At 43.3% G+C, this 14,975-nt stretch carries 14 protein-coding genes; all 14 read left to right on the forward strand.

What is annotated here, in order from left to right:
* The first annotated feature begins 162 nt into the window (after nt 1–162).
* The 14 genes from atpG (at nt 163) to ACP8HI_RS25100 (ending at nt 14,962) form a co-directional block, all read left to right on the forward strand.
* A complete protein-coding gene (atpG, locus tag ACP8HI_RS25035; protein WP_438348815.1) occupies nt 163–1,023 on the forward strand; it encodes an ATP synthase F1 subunit gamma in 861 nt (286 codons plus the stop codon).
* Nucleotides 1,024–1,065: 42 nt separating this feature from the next.
* Nucleotides 1,066–2,466 (forward strand): F0F1 ATP synthase subunit beta, encoded by a 1,401-nt coding sequence (atpD, locus tag ACP8HI_RS25040; RefSeq protein ID WP_438348816.1) that lies wholly within the window; start codon nt 1,066–1,068, stop codon nt 2,464–2,466.
* 174 nt (nt 2,467–2,640) lie between these two features.
* The gene (locus ACP8HI_RS25045) at nt 2,641–3,057 is read left to right on the forward strand and encodes a F0F1 ATP synthase subunit epsilon (RefSeq protein WP_438348817.1); all 417 of its coding nucleotides are present in this window, start codon (nt 2,641–2,643) and stop codon (nt 3,055–3,057) included.
* Nucleotides 3,058–3,304: 247 nt separating this feature from the next.
* Nucleotides 3,305–3,562, forward strand: coding sequence for a DUF1146 family protein (locus ACP8HI_RS25050; protein WP_438348818.1), 258 nt, complete (start codon nt 3,305–3,307; stop codon nt 3,560–3,562).
* Nucleotides 3,563–3,822: 260 nt separating this feature from the next.
* Nucleotides 3,823–5,175 (forward strand): UDP-N-acetylglucosamine 1-carboxyvinyltransferase, encoded by a 1,353-nt coding sequence (gene murA, locus ACP8HI_RS25055; protein ID WP_438351984.1) that lies wholly within the window; start codon nt 3,823–3,825, stop codon nt 5,173–5,175.
* 730 nt (nt 5,176–5,905) lie between these two features.
* Nucleotides 5,906–7,246 (forward strand): stage II sporulation protein D, encoded by a 1,341-nt coding sequence (spoIID, locus tag ACP8HI_RS25060; RefSeq protein WP_438348819.1) that lies wholly within the window; start codon nt 5,906–5,908, stop codon nt 7,244–7,246.
* Between the two features lie 59 nt (nt 7,247–7,305).
* The gene (locus ACP8HI_RS25065; protein ID WP_438348820.1) at nt 7,306–8,046 is read left to right on the forward strand and encodes a peptidoglycan DD-metalloendopeptidase family protein; all 741 of its coding nucleotides are present in this window, start codon (nt 7,306–7,308) and stop codon (nt 8,044–8,046) included.
* 302 nt (nt 8,047–8,348) lie between these two features.
* The gene (gene spoIIID / locus ACP8HI_RS25070; RefSeq protein WP_438348821.1) at nt 8,349–8,636 is read left to right on the forward strand and encodes a sporulation transcriptional regulator SpoIIID; all 288 of its coding nucleotides are present in this window, start codon (nt 8,349–8,351) and stop codon (nt 8,634–8,636) included.
* A gap of 197 nt (nt 8,637–8,833) precedes the next feature.
* The gene (locus ACP8HI_RS25075; protein WP_438351985.1) at nt 8,834–9,832 is read left to right on the forward strand and encodes a rod shape-determining protein; all 999 of its coding nucleotides are present in this window, start codon (nt 8,834–8,836) and stop codon (nt 9,830–9,832) included.
* A gap of 44 nt (nt 9,833–9,876) precedes the next feature.
* Nucleotides 9,877–10,761: a flagellar hook-basal body protein gene (locus ACP8HI_RS25080; RefSeq protein ID WP_438348822.1), complete on the forward strand. Its 885-nt coding sequence runs from the start codon at nt 9,877–9,879 to the stop codon at nt 10,759–10,761.
* Nucleotides 10,762–10,851: 90 nt separating this feature from the next.
* Nucleotides 10,852–11,691 (forward strand): flagellar hook-basal body protein, encoded by an 840-nt coding sequence (locus ACP8HI_RS25085; protein ID WP_438348823.1) that lies wholly within the window; start codon nt 10,852–10,854, stop codon nt 11,689–11,691.
* Nucleotides 11,692–11,703: 12 nt separating this feature from the next.
* Nucleotides 11,704–11,934, forward strand: coding sequence for a DNA-directed RNA polymerase subunit beta (locus ACP8HI_RS25090; RefSeq protein WP_438348824.1), 231 nt, complete (start codon nt 11,704–11,706; stop codon nt 11,932–11,934).
* A gap of 825 nt (nt 11,935–12,759) precedes the next feature.
* Complete coding sequence (gene fabZ, locus ACP8HI_RS25095) at nt 12,760–13,197, forward strand: 3-hydroxyacyl-ACP dehydratase FabZ (protein WP_438348825.1); 438 nt, start codon at nt 12,760–12,762, stop codon at nt 13,195–13,197.
* A 46-nt stretch (nt 13,198–13,243) separates the two neighbouring features.
* Nucleotides 13,244–14,962 (forward strand): phospho-sugar mutase, encoded by a 1,719-nt coding sequence (locus ACP8HI_RS25100; RefSeq protein ID WP_438351986.1) that lies wholly within the window; start codon nt 13,244–13,246, stop codon nt 14,960–14,962.
* Nucleotides 14,963–14,975: the final 13 nt, after the last annotated feature.

The raw sequence follows: 14,975 nt of genomic DNA on the forward strand, positions 1-14,975 counted from the left end.
GTCTCAGCCGAAATATAAGAAATAGAGTATGAAGTGAAACTTATACTTTCTTATATTTTAGATATAACGATGCTTATGATGCTAGTTCTGACTTCGTCAAAACTAAAGTTAACGCTTACGATGCTAGTTTTGACTTCGTCAAAACTTTAAGGTGGTGAAAACATGGCAAGAGGATTACGTGAAATCAAACGTCAAATTAAGAGTGTACAAAGCACCAAGCAAATCACGAAAGCAATGGAGATGGTAGCCGCCTCCAAGCTGAGAAGAGCGCAGGAGAAGGCAACAGCAGCCCGACCTTATGCAGATAAGCTTAAAGAAATGGTGTTTAGTATTGCTTCTACTTCGAATGAAATTAAACATCCGATGTTTGAAAAGCGACCTGTGAAGAAAACAGGATATTTAGTTATTACTTCAGATCGCGGTCTCGCGGGTGGATATAATACGAATATTCTGAAAAAAGTGATGTTAACCATTGCTGCGAATCACAAGTCCAAGGATGAGTATGAGTTGTTTGTTATAGGTCGAAAAGGACGCGAATATTTCCGTCGTAGGGAGCTTCCTATTGTGGAAGAACTCACCGATTTGTCGGATACCCCAAATTTCGCAGATATTAAATCCATCGCATATGCAGCGGTTCAAAGATTTGAACAGGGATACATTGATGAACTTCATATTTGCTATAACCGTTTCATCAATGCTTTGACACAGATTCCTGAAACGATACAACTGTTACCAATGGAAACTGTCAAGACGAATACGGCCACAGCTGCGTACGAATACGAGCCTTCTGCAAGTGCTGTTTTGGAAGTGCTTTTGCCGAAATATGCAGAGACACTAATCTACGGTGCCCTGTTGGACGGAAAAGCTAGTGAATTGGGATCGAAGATGACGGCCATGGGTAGTGCGACTAAGAATGCCACCAAGATGATCGGTGAACTACAGTTGACTTATAACCGCGCACGCCAAGCAGCGATTACACAGGAAATTTCCGAGATTGTGGCAGGTGCAGATTCACAGTCTTAAGATTGATGTTTTGAAGCAAACTTGTAGGAGGGGAACAAAAAGATGAATAAAGGACGCGTTGTCAGCATTATGGGTGCGGTTGTCGACATCGAATTTGAAAGAGGTCAACTTCCGGCAATCTACAATGCGATTAAAATTCAGGCGGTCTTATCAGATAAAAGATCGATTAACCTGACTTTGGAAGTATCTAATCATTTGGGTGATAACAGAGTACGTTGTATCGCTATGTCCAGTACAGATGGATTGGTTCGCGGGATGGAAGTTCTGGATTTGGGATCTTCAATAACAGTACCTGTAGGCCCTGAAACATTAGGCCGTGTGTTTAACGTATTGGGAGAACCTATTGACCAAGCTGGTGAAGTTGTCACTGAATTTAAGAGACCTATCCACCGTGAAGCTCCTAAATATGATGAACTGTCAACGCAAGCTGAGATGCTTGAGACAGGAATTAAAGTTATCGACCTTCTCGCACCATACCAAAAGGGTGGTAAAATCGGACTCTTTGGTGGTGCCGGTGTTGGTAAGACAGTAGCCATTCAAGAATTAATTAACAATATCGCGCAGGAACATGGTGGTATTTCTGTGTTCGCGGGTGTTGGTGAACGTACACGTGAAGGTAATGACTTGTATCATGAAATGACGGATTCTGGCGTTATTAAGAAAACAGCGATGGTGTTCGGTCAAATGAACGAGCCTCCAGGTGCACGTCTTCGTGTAGCGCTTACAGGGCTTACAATGGCAGAATATTTCCGTGATGAAGAAGGCAAGGACGTTCTGTTGTTTATTGATAACATATTCCGCTTCACACAAGCAGGTTCCGAAGTATCGGCACTTCTTGGTCGTATGCCATCAGCGGTTGGTTATCAACCAACATTGGCGACGGAAATGGGTCAATTGCAAGAACGTATTACTTCTACCAAAAAAGGTTCGGTTACTTCCATTCAAGCCATTTACGTACCTGCCGATGACTATACAGATCCGGCTCCAGCTACGACATTTGCTCACTTGGATGCGACAACGAACTTGGAACGTAAGATCTCTGAGATGGGGATATATCCAGCGGTAGATCCATTGGCTTCCAGTTCACGGATTCTAGCTCCAGAGATTGTTGGTGAAGAACATTACAACGTAGCCCAAGGTGTGAAACAGATTTTGGCTCGTTATAATGAACTTCAAGATATTATCGCTATTCTGGGTATGGATGAGTTGGGTGAGGATGATAAACTAATCGTTTCTCGTGCTCGTAGAATTCAACGTTTCTTGTCTCAACCATTCCACGTAGCTGAACAATTCAATGGATTCCCAGGTAAATATGTTCCTGTTAAAGACACCATTCGTAGCTTTAAGGAAATTCTTGAAGGCAAGCACGACAATCTTCCAGAGGCAGCATTCCTTTACGTTGGATCGATCGAAGAAGCAGTTGAAAAAGCGAAGACACTTTAAAATATAAGAAAGTATAAGTTTCACTTGATACTATATTTCTTATATTTCGGCAGAGATGGGTATCGTCTTTGAAAAGGGCGAGTTAGCCGTTTCTGTTTGAACGGTATGAGCTTTCATAATATGCTTTCGTAGTAAGCTAAGCTATTCTCCGAATAGCTTTGAGGAGGAGAACAAATGAGCACCTTTTTACTGGAAATCGTCACACCGGATCACTTAGCCTACTCTGGTGACGTCGATGGCTTGACTGTTCGTGGAATCGAAGGGGAAATAGGTATTTTGGCAGGGCATATTCCATTCATAACTCCGCTACAGGTAGCGCCGATTAGTATTAAAATAGGCCAAGACTATACCTTCATAAGCATCAGTGGTGGATTTGTGGAAGTTCGTAAAGATAAAGTGGTGGTATTAGCCGAAAGTGCTGAGTTGGAGCAAGAGATCGACGTGGAACGTGCAATGGCTGCAAAAGAACGTGCAGAACGTCGTATTGGTGCCAAGAAGCGTAATCAAGCTGATATTGACTTTGACCGTGCAGAGCTTTCGCTGAAGAGAGCCATGAATCGGATTAAAGTGCACTCCCATATTCATAAATAATCACTGTACACAAAAACAGTCAGCCACCTAAGCCTGACTGTTTTTGTGCACGACGGAATGTTAAGCACTAGGGATTGGGACATTTGGCTTAGTATTCCATCGTGCAGAAAAGCTTGAGATACAACTTTATTTTGAAAAGTCACAATTAAAGCGATTACAAAAGTGGATTCTTTTGCATAAGGAAAGTATGATAGTAGAGTCGGGTTAAAGCGTTGAGCTGCAACCGGAAAGGATAAGGTAAACTCATATGAATCAAAGCATATCAAGTGCAGTCACTGGAGTAGTAGGCGTGAGTGGACTTGTCTCCATTGTTGTATCGCTTATTTGTATCTGGATATCATGGTGGGCATTGCAGAATCTGAAATTAGATTTATTTATTCGCAACCCTCAGGGAACTCAAGGTAAGTTATTACAAGTGCTTCTGGCAATTGTTTTAGGTCATTTTGTGGCGGGATTTATTCTTGATTATCTGAATTGGAGCCAAATGATAAAATACATGTTTTAATCTTTCATTAGTGTCGAATAATAACATATCATTATGTAAACAATGGGGGAATAAGTCTATACATTTCTTTGAACCAATTGTCAACTTTCAACATAATGATAACTAACTTGAATATTAAATCTGTTTCTAAACTGATGAAATTATAAAAAAGGCTTGTACACGTCAAAAAATCAATGCTATGATGAAAGTTGGGAAATTAAGAGTGATTTTATTAAGTCTTGTTATTAAAAAGGGAAATTACGGACGCGGAGGGAATCATGATGAGCAAATTTATCGTCCGCGGTGGCAATAGATTGATCGGAAATGTTAAAATTAGTGGGGCTAAGAATTCAGTTCTTCCGATCATCGCTGCCTCTATACTTGGGGAAGAAGGGGAAAGTACCATTTACGATACCCCGCCCCTTGACGATGTGGTCACAATTAGTAAAGTATTGGAATCGCTTGGTGTGAAAGTAAGTTATGACAACGAAGTATTGCGAGTGAATGCAGAGAAAATAGCAACCTGTGAAGCGCCTTATGAGTACGTGCGCAAAATGCGAGCTTCTTTTTTAGTGATGGGTCCATTGTTAGCACGTATGGGTCACACTCGGATTTCATTACCGGGCGGCTGTGCTATTGGTACGCGACCGATTGATCAGCATCTGAAGGGATTCGAAGCTCTCGGTGCAGAGATTAGTCTTGGTCAAGGCTTCATTGAAGCTAAAAGTAATGGTAGATTACGTGGGGCCAAGATCTATTTGGATGTTGCAAGCGTAGGAGCTACTGAGAATATTATGATGGCCGCTACTTTGGCCGAGGGTATAACGACGATAGAGAATGCGGCGAAAGAACCGGAAATTGTCGATTTAGCGAATTATTTGAATAGTATGGGTGCCAAAGTTCGCGGCGCTGGTACGGGAGTCATTCGTATTGAAGGTGTCGAAAAAATGCATGGCGTCAAGCATACCGTTATTCCTGACCGAGTAGAAGCAGGTACATATATGGTAGCTGCGGCGATTACAGGTGGGGATGTATACGTTGAAGGCGCGATCGCGGATCATTTGGGTCCTGTCATTTCCAAGATGGAAGAGATGGGTGTTAAGATTGAACCGGACGAGAATGGTATTCGTGTTATTGCGAATCATCCTTTACGTTCAGTAGATATTAAGACGCTACCTTATCCTGGATTTCCTACAGATATGCAGTCTCAGATGATGTCCTTATTACTTGTATCCGAAGGAACCAGTGTCGTTACGGAGACGGTATTCGAGAATCGCTTCATGCATGTGGATGAATTTCAACATATGAATGCTGAGATTAAGGTTGAAGGGCGATCAGCTATTATTACGGGTCGAGCCAAACTGAATGGTGCTAAAGTATGTGCAACGGATCTTCGTGCGGGTGCAGCATTAATCTTGCTCGGGCTAGTAGCCAATGGTACAACAGAGGTCAGTGGTGTACATCATATCGATCGTGGATATGTTAATTTAGCTGAGAAGCTATCTAAACTAGGTGCTGATATTTGGCGCATTAGCGTAGACGAGCCTGCATTGGAGCCAGCGAAAGCTCAGGCTGTTCAGCATAAAGTGAAAGACGAAGTGAAACGCTTCTCTACTCAGCCAACCTGGGTCTAGTTAACGGGACTTCAAATGGAAACCTAATATTAGAATGAAATATCATATGATCTATGTTGTGAAAAAGACCAAAAGAAGAGCCCAATCGGGTTGATCTTTTGGTCTTTTTGATTTTTATGCGTATGAATCTGCCTAGCGTAAGCTACCGGGTTTGGGGTGCAGTGGAAGGATCGAGTAACCAAGCTGTAGTGATTGGCGGATAGTGGAACGACCACGCATCTCCCTCGCCGTGATTGGCATATAGTCGAGCAATCACACATCTGATCCACGACGCTTGCCGAATAGCTGTAAAAGGTACACTTATTTAGGAGGAAAAGTAGGAGAAGACGGAAATAGTTGTATTACTTACACTTAAAATATGGAGAATCGCAAAAAGTAGGTTTTTTTGAGTAACTAGATGTAGGTTGTGCAACTAAAGTTACCAATCGAGCGAATAGGCTGAAATTAGTTGTACTTTCTGCAGTTGTTGGAGGTTGGAGGGAGATGGAACTATCGACTGTGTGCTAGATGGAACTTAGCTATAGGGTGTGCAACAAGTGGTGGCGGGAAGAGATGGTTGGGAATTGTTCGAGCATATGCCTTCTTTAGGTGACTATCCTCTCTGGAATAAATAGCAAATCTCCATCTCTACTAAAATGGTTCTATCATATCTTTTAAATTCATATGTATAAGACAGATAGAACAAGAAACCATAGGCATATGATGTAGAGAACGGAGGTTTACCGTTATTATGAAAGAGCAAGATCAGCAAATGAGAATCCCGATGGAGCCACACAATCTATCTAAAGTACCTTCATCGGCATCCGCGAGCATTGTCGAATCGTGCGATACCACGCATCCATCGACCGCCCCCGCAACGCCCACACTGTCGCGCCTTGCACCTGATGTTGATGCAACAGCGTCTGCAATGTCGCGCCTGGCCCCGACACGACGCATCAACGCGCAGCGTACGCGTGCTGCGAGGAGTCGCGGCTTCCGTCGGCGTACGACCAAGCCTCCCAAGTGGCGGATCCCTCCCATCCTGCTAGCAATGGGAGGGTTACTAGTAATGGCGATGCTTCTTCCGGTGCTAGTAGTGAGTCTTCGTCATAACCCACCTGTATCCCTTCCGGGACCAACAGAAGGGGCGATACCTGCGCCTTCCCCCTTAAATGTATTGACTGTAGGGGCAGAGGAGGAAGAGCCGCAGGTATCGGTATATTTGACGGAACGGGGTCAGATTGAGACTCTGCCGCTTGAAGACTACGTGACAGGCGTTGTCGCAGCAGAGATGCCTGCTGATTTTGCATTCGAGTCTCTAAAGGCGCAGGCTACTGCTGCGCGTACTTATATTGTGCAACGACTATTAACGAATGATACGAGTGGCGTTCCTGTACAAGGTGCAGATGTGACCGATACAGTCTCTCACCAAGCTTATATCTCTAAAGAAACACTTGAGAAAGAGTGGAAGGGTCAAGGTAAGGCCACTCAGCTAGCCACTGTACAACGTGCGGTGCTGGAAAGTCGTAACATAGTTATGACGTATAAAGGAAAGCCGATCACTGCAACTTTTTTTTCCACTAGTAATGGATATACTGAGAATTCAGAAGATTACTGGCAGGTGGCTATTCCTTACTTGCGTAGTGTATCAAGCCCTTGGGATATTGAAATAGCTCCGTTCTATAAAGATACTGTCAAGTTAAGCAAGGAGAAATTTCTGAATCAAATGGGACTTTCCAAGCTAGCTGTAGCCACACTCAAGAACAAACAAGGAGAGTATTCTCTGGACTCTCTTATTCGTATACTCTCAACTACACAAGGAAATCGTATAAAAGAACTGAGTATCGGGGGAGTTACGTTTAGTGGTCGTGAGGTTCGAGAGAAGCTTGGACTACGCTCGAGCCAGTTCTCTTGGGCGGATGCAGGGAATGATATTGTTATCACCACGTATGGGAACGGGCATGGCGTAGGAATGAGTCAGTGGGGAGCGAATGGGATGGCTCAAGAGGGATATACAGCTACTCAGATTCTCGAACACTACTATACGGGGATAGAATTTCAACAAGTTACTAAACTACTCGCCAAAAAATAATATATAGAGAAGGTATAAAAGACTTCATCTCGGTAACAATGATTACAGAGGTGATAACTATGAATGAACAAAACAAAAATCAAAACCATGGAGAAACTCCTAAACCATTTAAAGGAGCACCGGTTGATGAACCGTCTGCATGGAAAAAGCTGCTGTCGAAAAGGTGGGTTTATCCAGCAGCCTACATGGCGGCAGCAGCAATTATACTAACCTTAGTGTGGGTCTATCAGGATGCCAGTCAGAAATCACTTACTAAAGACCTCACTACTGTATCAGAAGGCGCTGTCTCTCAAGTTTCTGGAGTCGTGGGTATGGACAAGGGAGATCCTGAAGCATTAGAAGTTCTTGCAAAGGCAGAAAGTATGACATGGCCTGTAGCTAACGCCAAAGAAGTGAATGTTGTAAAGCCTTTCTATGATCCGTCGGGTACCAAGGAGAATCATCAGGAAGCTATGGTTCAATACAATGATATTTCTGTAACGAACAATGGTATTGATCTAGCTCGTGAGGATAACAAATCGTTCGAAGTTAAAGCAGCACTAAGTGGCAAAGTAACTCGTGTGGAATTACACCCATTAATGGGAACTGTCGTTGAGGTCACTCATTCAGGAAATTTGAAGACCGTATACCAAAGTGTAACCGACGCTAAAGTGAAGGTTGGTGATGAGGTCATTCAAGGAAACGTACTCGCAAGCGCCGGACGCTCCGAGATGGAAAGTGATCTTGGTAACCATGTGCATTTCGAAGTGTATAATAGTGGTAACTTGGTCAACCCAGCGGAAGTACTTCCTCCGAAATAACAAGAACTTAAAACGGCGGACTTGATACACAGGTTATTATTATGATGCATGGGAAGAGATGGGTATGAACTTCATACTCCATCCAGTGAGAAATATAAACTTTATTTCTTGAAAGCGAAAGTATGCTAAGCACCAAACTGGCAGGGGAAACCCTGTTCGTTTGGTGCTTAGCACGTTGGTTAAACACAACATGTCCATAAAATAAATGAGCGTAATGAAGCTTGTCATGTTGCTAAACTGTGAATATATAGGCACGCCCCTCATATAATGTACCAAACCATCCACAGTAGGGAGGCGGGGGCGTGCACGATTACATTAAGGAACGGACCATCAAGATTGGACGTTGTATCGTGGAGACTAGGAACACGGTCCGAACCATTGCCAAGGAATTTGGCGTATCGAAGAGCACAGTGCATAAAGATTTAACGGAGCGGCTACCGGAGATTAATCCGGAACTGGCGGATCAAGTCAAGAATATTCTCGAGTATCACAAATCTATCCGGCATCTTAGAGGAGGAGAAGCGACCAAAATTAAGTATAAAAAAACAAACAGTCAAAAAAGAGAGACCGTAGGCACTGCAAAATCATAAGTTTATTAGAATACTGACAATTCCCGTTGAATACTTCCCCTGAAGTATGATATGTTAAAAGATGGTATGGAGTCGAATTGTGTAATCATAAAGTATTCGATAATGCAGGGATATTGTGGCTTATTGTCGAATGCAGAAGATAGACACGTTAGACATCTCTATTCACCATAAAATAACACTTTGGGGGCCCTTTCATGATGTTAAGTAAGGATATTGGAATAGATCTAGGCACGGCAAATGTGCTCATTCACGTTAAAGGGCGGGGAGTAGTATTAAACGAACCTTCGGTTGTTGCCATTGAAAGGGATACCAAAAAGGTTCTTGCTGTGGGTGAAGATGCACGTCGCATGATTGGACGTACTCCGGGCAATATTATTGCGATTCGTCCATTGCGTGATGGAGTCATTGCCGACTTTGCAGTGACAGAAATGATGCTTAAATATTTCATCGACAGTGTGGGGGGACGTACCTGGTATAGTCGCCCTCGTATCCTTATTTGTACTCCAACGGATATCACATCCGTGGAACAAAAGTCTATTCGAGAAGCTGCTGAGCATAGCGGTGCTAAAGAAGTATACTTAGAAGAAGAACCTAAAGCGGCAGCGATTGGTGCCGGTATGAATATATATGAGCCGAGTGGCAATATGGTTGTCGATATCGGTGGCGGAACGACAGATGTCGCAGTCATTTCTATGGGCGACATCGTTACCGCTTCTTCTCTTAAAGTAGCAGGGGACAAGTTTGACGAGGCTATCTCTAAGTACATAAAGAATAAATATAAGTTACTTATAGGAGAACGTACAGCTGAAGACATCAAGGTGAACATTGGATCTGTACGTCCAGGCGGAAATAAGGCGGAGATGGATATTCGTGGACGAGATATGGTAACAGGGCTTCCTTTAACGCTTACTATCTATTCTAGTGAAGTGCAGGAGGCGTTATTAGATGCGATAACTGCTATTGTGTTGTCAGCGAAATCCGTATTAGAACGAACACCACCGGAGTTGTCAGCAGATATCATAGACCGTGGAGTGATCCTCACAGGTGGAGGAGCATTATTGAACGGGTTAGATGAATTATTGTCCGATGAGCTACGTGTTCCAGTACTAATAGCTGAGGATCCTATGCACTGTGTTGTGAAGGGAACGGGTATTATGCTCGACAATTTAGATCGGGTTATTAAGAAAAACTTCTAATTGACCGATAAATATTAAGAACGAATCAAAGGGGGGTTAACCTTATGTTAAGAGGACTCTATACGGCCGCTGCGGGTATGGTGACACAACAACGTCGACATGATACAGTAACACAGAATATAGCTAACATTAACACGCCTGGATACAAACAGGTGAATACTGCTGCACGTTCTTTTCCGGAAGCGCTTGTGTCCATCCAAGGTGGGGATCCTAATATTAGTAATCGTAAGCTGGGCAAGCTAAATACAGGAGTGTTTATGGAGGAAAGTCTCTCGATGTTCTTACAGGGAGATGTAACGCAGAGTGACAAGCCGACGGACTTTGCAATTGTATCTAATCTCCAAACCAATGACCCTGCTACGGGACAACCTATAGCATTTGATGATAATGGTAAATATGTGGATGATGAAGGAAATATAATGTATCAGTCACAAGCTTTCTTCACCGTACAGGATAATGAAGGACAGACAAGGTACACTAGTAATGGGAGCTTCACAGTAAATGCTGTGGGTCAGTTACTGTCTTCTACCGGATTCCTTGTGATGGATAACAATAACCAGCCGATCATCGTAGATGGGACGGTAGAACAACTTAAAATAGATGGACAAGGTAGAATGATGAATACGGCTACGGGTGAAGAGACCGGGGTAACTTTAGCCATTAGCGTAGTTAACAAGCCTTATGAAATGGTAAGAGAAGGAAATGGCGTGTACCGGATAGATAATTTAGAAGCAGCGGATGTTCGGTTAATTGCAGCAGAAGATAATGTTGCCGTGCGTCAGGGATATTTGGAACGGTCCAACGTAGACTCTGCCCAATCTATGGTAGAAATGAACTTAGCTGCTCGGGCTTATGAAGCGAACCAGAAAGTCATCCAGTTTTATGATAGAAGTTTGGAAAAGGCCGTGAATGAAATCGGTAGAGTATAGGATATGCTTACGAAGTTAGCTTTACTTCGTAAAGCTTGGATTTTGCTTACGAGGTAGCTTTACTTCGTAAAGCTTTCAGGAGGTCATACGATGAACAACTCCGCAATTAGTGCTATGGTGTCTTTAAATAGTTTGCAGTCTAGACTCGACGTCATTGCAGATAACATAGCGAACATGGACACGGTTGGATATAAACGTAAAGAGAGTTCTTTCGAAGACGTGCTCACTACGATACAACAGCAACATAAAGACTTTAAGAGCGCAGATCGTGCTACTCCGTTGGGTTATAATGTGGGATACGGGATTAAGCCTGCTTCTGTTGCAGCGAACTGGGAGCAAGGGCCTCTGATGGAGACGGGTATTCCTACGGATCTTGCTATTCAAGGAAATGGGTTAATTGCAGTAGAGAATAACGGAAATATTGCCTATACGCGTGAAGGGGCTTTTCATTTCGTTCCTGATCCAGCGGACGTGTCTTCCATGCTCCTGGTGAATAACGAGGGTGATAAGGTCCTTAGTAGAGGGGATAATCCAGCCCCAATTAAAGTTCCAACAGATGCGAAGGTTGCTATTGATGATAAAGGAAATATATGGACAGTACTGAATGGCACAACGGATAGAGTACTGTCTGGGAAGATCTTTGTAGTTGAGCCAGAAAGACCTGAAGGATTGGATCAAATTGATGGGAATAAGTTTGTTCTAGCTAATGGTGTAACAGCAAATGATGTATTTAGAATATCGGCAGGCGCTGCTCTTGAGAATGCCCCTGAGAATGTATCTTTACTCTCAGGATATTTAGAGAAATCTAATGTGGATTTGACCGTTGAGATGTCGGAGATGGTTCAGGTTCAACGGGCATACCAGCTGATGTCTCGTGCGTTAACCTCCAGTGATACGATGATGAACCTTGCAAACAATATGCGAGGATAGGTGGAGATATCCATGAGTAAAGCTAATGAAGCCACTAAGAATACCAAGACTACAAAGGTTGCGAAGCCCAAAACGCCTACATGGAGAATTGTTCTGCGATGGTTGGTACCCGTATTTCTGCTGATTGGCTTAATGAGCGGGATGATCGTAGGGTATGTTGTTTTCGGTAAGCGCAGTATAAATGAAGTATTTCATTGGGAGACTTGGAAGCACGTATTAGATCTAGTTTTTGCCCCATCATAAGTAAAGAAAGCATTAGTTTCACCAGACACTCTATTCCTTATATTTCCACATAGACGGGTACTATCCTTGCAAAAGGATGGTACCCGTCTCTGCTTGTTCTATTAGAAAATAGTAAAAAAGCGAAGTTGCACTCACAAAAGGAGCTTCAACCAGAACGGGAAGCATGGAGATTGGACGAAACGTTCGTAGCAGTTGCAGAATGTACACCTATTTTAGAAAGAATCGTATGGCGGAGAGAAATAGTTGCAAAAGGTACAGGTAAAATACGGATAATAGTGAAAAGCCGAGGATTCTGAGTAACTAGATGTCCTTTGTGCAACTAATATGAGCATATAAGGATTTGGAGAGGATTTAAGTGTACTCCGTGCAGCTATTGGACGAGGTGTAGGCAGAAGGCGGCTATTGCTGGTGATATGACTGATGGTGGAGGCGTAAGTTGGCTATTGCTGGTTATATGATTGAATGATATGAACTCTCAAACCAAGGGTACCGAGAGGTGGTTTTCTTGGGCTGATAAATGTATAATGATTGGGGACTAACAAGTAGAAACGGCAATGCCGTCCTTTTGCAAAGAGCTTATGCTTTCGATGCTAGCGATACTTCGTATCACGTTAGGGCACCCGTTTCAGCGGAAATATAAGGAATAGAGTGTCCAGTGAAACTTATACTTTCTTATATTTGGACAAAAGAGCTTTCTCCAGTAGGCAGTAATTGCCTATCGAAAGAAAGCCCCTTATCTGAACCTCCACATTCTGCAGAAGATGAAGGATATTACATAGTAGTATAGCCGTTACATATTAATGTTATTCGAAGGGAGTTTTGTTTGTGTTAAATGTGAATCAAATTCAAGAGATTATTCCTCATAGACCACCATTTCTGCTCGTTGATCGTATTATTGAGATCGAGGAAGGTAAACGTGCGGTAGGGATTAAGAATGTGACAATTAACGAACCATTCTTTACAGGTCATTTTCCGGGGTATCCTGTGATGCCAGGTGTTCTCATTACAGAAGCGTTGGCTCAGGTAGGAGCTGTCGCTCTTTTGAATGTGGAGAGCAATAAAGGCAAGATCGGATTTCTGGCGGGTCTTGATAATTTCCGTTTCCGTGGGCAAGTTGTACCCGGTGACACTTTGAGATTAGAAGTTGAAATTACCAGACTAAAGGGCAGTATCGGTAAAGGTCATGCCAAGGCTTCTGTAGATGGCAAAGTCGTAGCAGAAGGCGAGATTATGTTTGCTTTATCCGACCCAACTAAATCGTAAGTATGGTTTTATAATCAATGAAGTTGAAACGAAGGGGGATTTTATGATGTCACAGTTAACTCAACCATCCATTAATAATATCCAGAAATGGCTTCAGGATTCTTACATCGATGAGGAAACGAAACAGGAGCTTCGGAGTTTAGAGCAGGACCCAACAGAGCTAGAGGATCGCTTTTACAAGGATTTGGAGTTCGGTACGGGGGGACTTAGAGGTGTTATAGGTGCAGGCAGCAATCGTATGAATCGTTATACCATTGGTAAAGCAACTCAAGGTTTCGCACAATTTATAGTAGGAAGTTATGGACAGACAGAGGGTAAACCATCCGTTGTTATTGCTCATGATTCACGCCATTTCTCACCTGAGTTTGCGCTGGAAGCAGCACTTGTACTTGCGGGTAATGGGATTGTTGCTAAGCTATTTCCTTCACTAAGAACGACACCTCAACTGTCCTTTAGTGTGCGTGATTTGGGAGCAACAGGTGGAATTGTCATCACTGCAAGTCACAATCCACCGGAGTATAACGGATATAAGGTATATAATGCACAAGGTGGACAGCTTGTCCCACATGAAGCAGAGCAAGTCATTCGCAACATTCAAGAGGTGAGTTCTTTTGCAGCTGTGAAGAGAATGACCCAAGCAGAGGCTGAAGAACAAGGTTTGTTAGTATGGCTTGGTGAAGCAGATGATGATGCGTTTGTACGTACGGTTGCTCAGAATAGTGTCAATGCGGATCTTATTCGTTCTTCACTAGGTGCAGATTTCCGTATCGTCTATACACCGTTACACGGCACAGGCAATATTCCTGTACGCAAGACGTTGGAAGCGATTGGATTTACCCATGTTCATGTCGTTCCAGAACAGGAGCAACCCGATGCAGAATTCTCAACGGTAAAATCTCCCAACCCTGAAGAGCGTGAAGCTTTTACATTAGCTATGAAGTTAGGGCGAGAGTTGAACGCGGACATACTCATTGGTACGGATCCAGATTGTGATCGAATGGGTGCTGTTGTTCAAGATCGAAATGGTGAATTTGTCGTGCTCTCAGGTAACCAATCTGGAGCGATCATGATTCATTATCTACTGAGTCAATTGAAGGAAGCGGGGAAGCTCCCAGACAATGGTGTCGTAGTGAAGACGATCGTAACGAGCGAGATGGGTGCAACCATCGCACGCCACTACGGAGTGGAAGTTGTGAATACGCTGACTGGATTCAAATATATCGGTGAGCGAATGACAGAGTATGAAGAGTCAGGTCAATATACGTACTTATTCGGATATGAGGAGAGCTATGGTTACCTCGCCGGGAATTACGCTAGGGATAAAGATGCGGTGCTCGCTTCGATGCTGATTGCTGAAGCTGGCGCTTACTATAAAGGACAAGGTAAGACTCTATATGAGGTATTGGAAGAGCTGTATGAGCAATTCGGATATTTCCAAGAGCAATTGGAATCACGCACGTTGAAAGGTAAGGATGGACTTGCACAAATTCAATCCACGATGGCGGCTTGGCGGAATCAACCTCCAGTTGAGGTTGGCGGAGTTCGAGTGCAGGAAATGCTGGACTACTCTTTAGGACTTGATGGTCTTCCGCAAGAAAATGTATTGAAGTTCATGCTGGAAGATGGCTCTTGGTTTTGTTTAAGACCATCGGGTACAGAACCGAAGATCAAGGTTTATTTTGCAGTCCATGGAGAGACTATAATACATGCGAAAGAGCGGATAGCGAAGTTAGTTGAAGTCGTTATGCTACGTGTTGACGCTTGAGAATGAGGAGGTA

It is taken from the genome of Paenibacillus sp. FA6, from assembly GCF_051550225.1.
GTDB lineage: Bacteria > Bacillota > Bacilli > Paenibacillales > Paenibacillaceae > Paenibacillus_AQ.

Coding starts and splice junctions, on each gene's coding strand:
- ACP8HI_RS25090 (WP_438348824.1), top strand. CDS start 11,704: ATGAGTAAAGCTAATGAAGCCACTAAGAATACCAAGACTACAAAGGTT.
- ACP8HI_RS25075 (WP_438351985.1), top strand. CDS start 8,834: ATGTTAAGTAAGGATATTGGAATAGATCTAGGCACGGCAAATGTGCTC.
- atpD (WP_438348816.1), top strand. CDS start 1,066: ATGAATAAAGGACGCGTTGTCAGCATTATGGGTGCGGTTGTCGACATC.
- ACP8HI_RS25045 (WP_438348817.1), top strand. CDS start 2,641: ATGAGCACCTTTTTACTGGAAATCGTCACACCGGATCACTTAGCCTAC.
- ACP8HI_RS25100 (WP_438351986.1), top strand. CDS start 13,244: ATGTCACAGTTAACTCAACCATCCATTAATAATATCCAGAAATGGCTT.
- murA (WP_438351984.1), top strand. CDS start 3,823: ATGAGCAAATTTATCGTCCGCGGTGGCAATAGATTGATCGGAAATGTT.
- ACP8HI_RS25050 (WP_438348818.1), top strand. CDS start 3,305: ATGAATCAAAGCATATCAAGTGCAGTCACTGGAGTAGTAGGCGTGAGT.
- spoIID (WP_438348819.1), top strand. CDS start 5,906: ATGAAAGAGCAAGATCAGCAAATGAGAATCCCGATGGAGCCACACAAT.
- atpG (WP_438348815.1), top strand. CDS start 163: ATGGCAAGAGGATTACGTGAAATCAAACGTCAAATTAAGAGTGTACAA.
- ACP8HI_RS25085 (WP_438348823.1), top strand. CDS start 10,852: ATGAACAACTCCGCAATTAGTGCTATGGTGTCTTTAAATAGTTTGCAG.
- ACP8HI_RS25065 (WP_438348820.1), top strand. CDS start 7,306: ATGAATGAACAAAACAAAAATCAAAACCATGGAGAAACTCCTAAACCA.
- ACP8HI_RS25080 (WP_438348822.1), top strand. CDS start 9,877: ATGTTAAGAGGACTCTATACGGCCGCTGCGGGTATGGTGACACAACAA.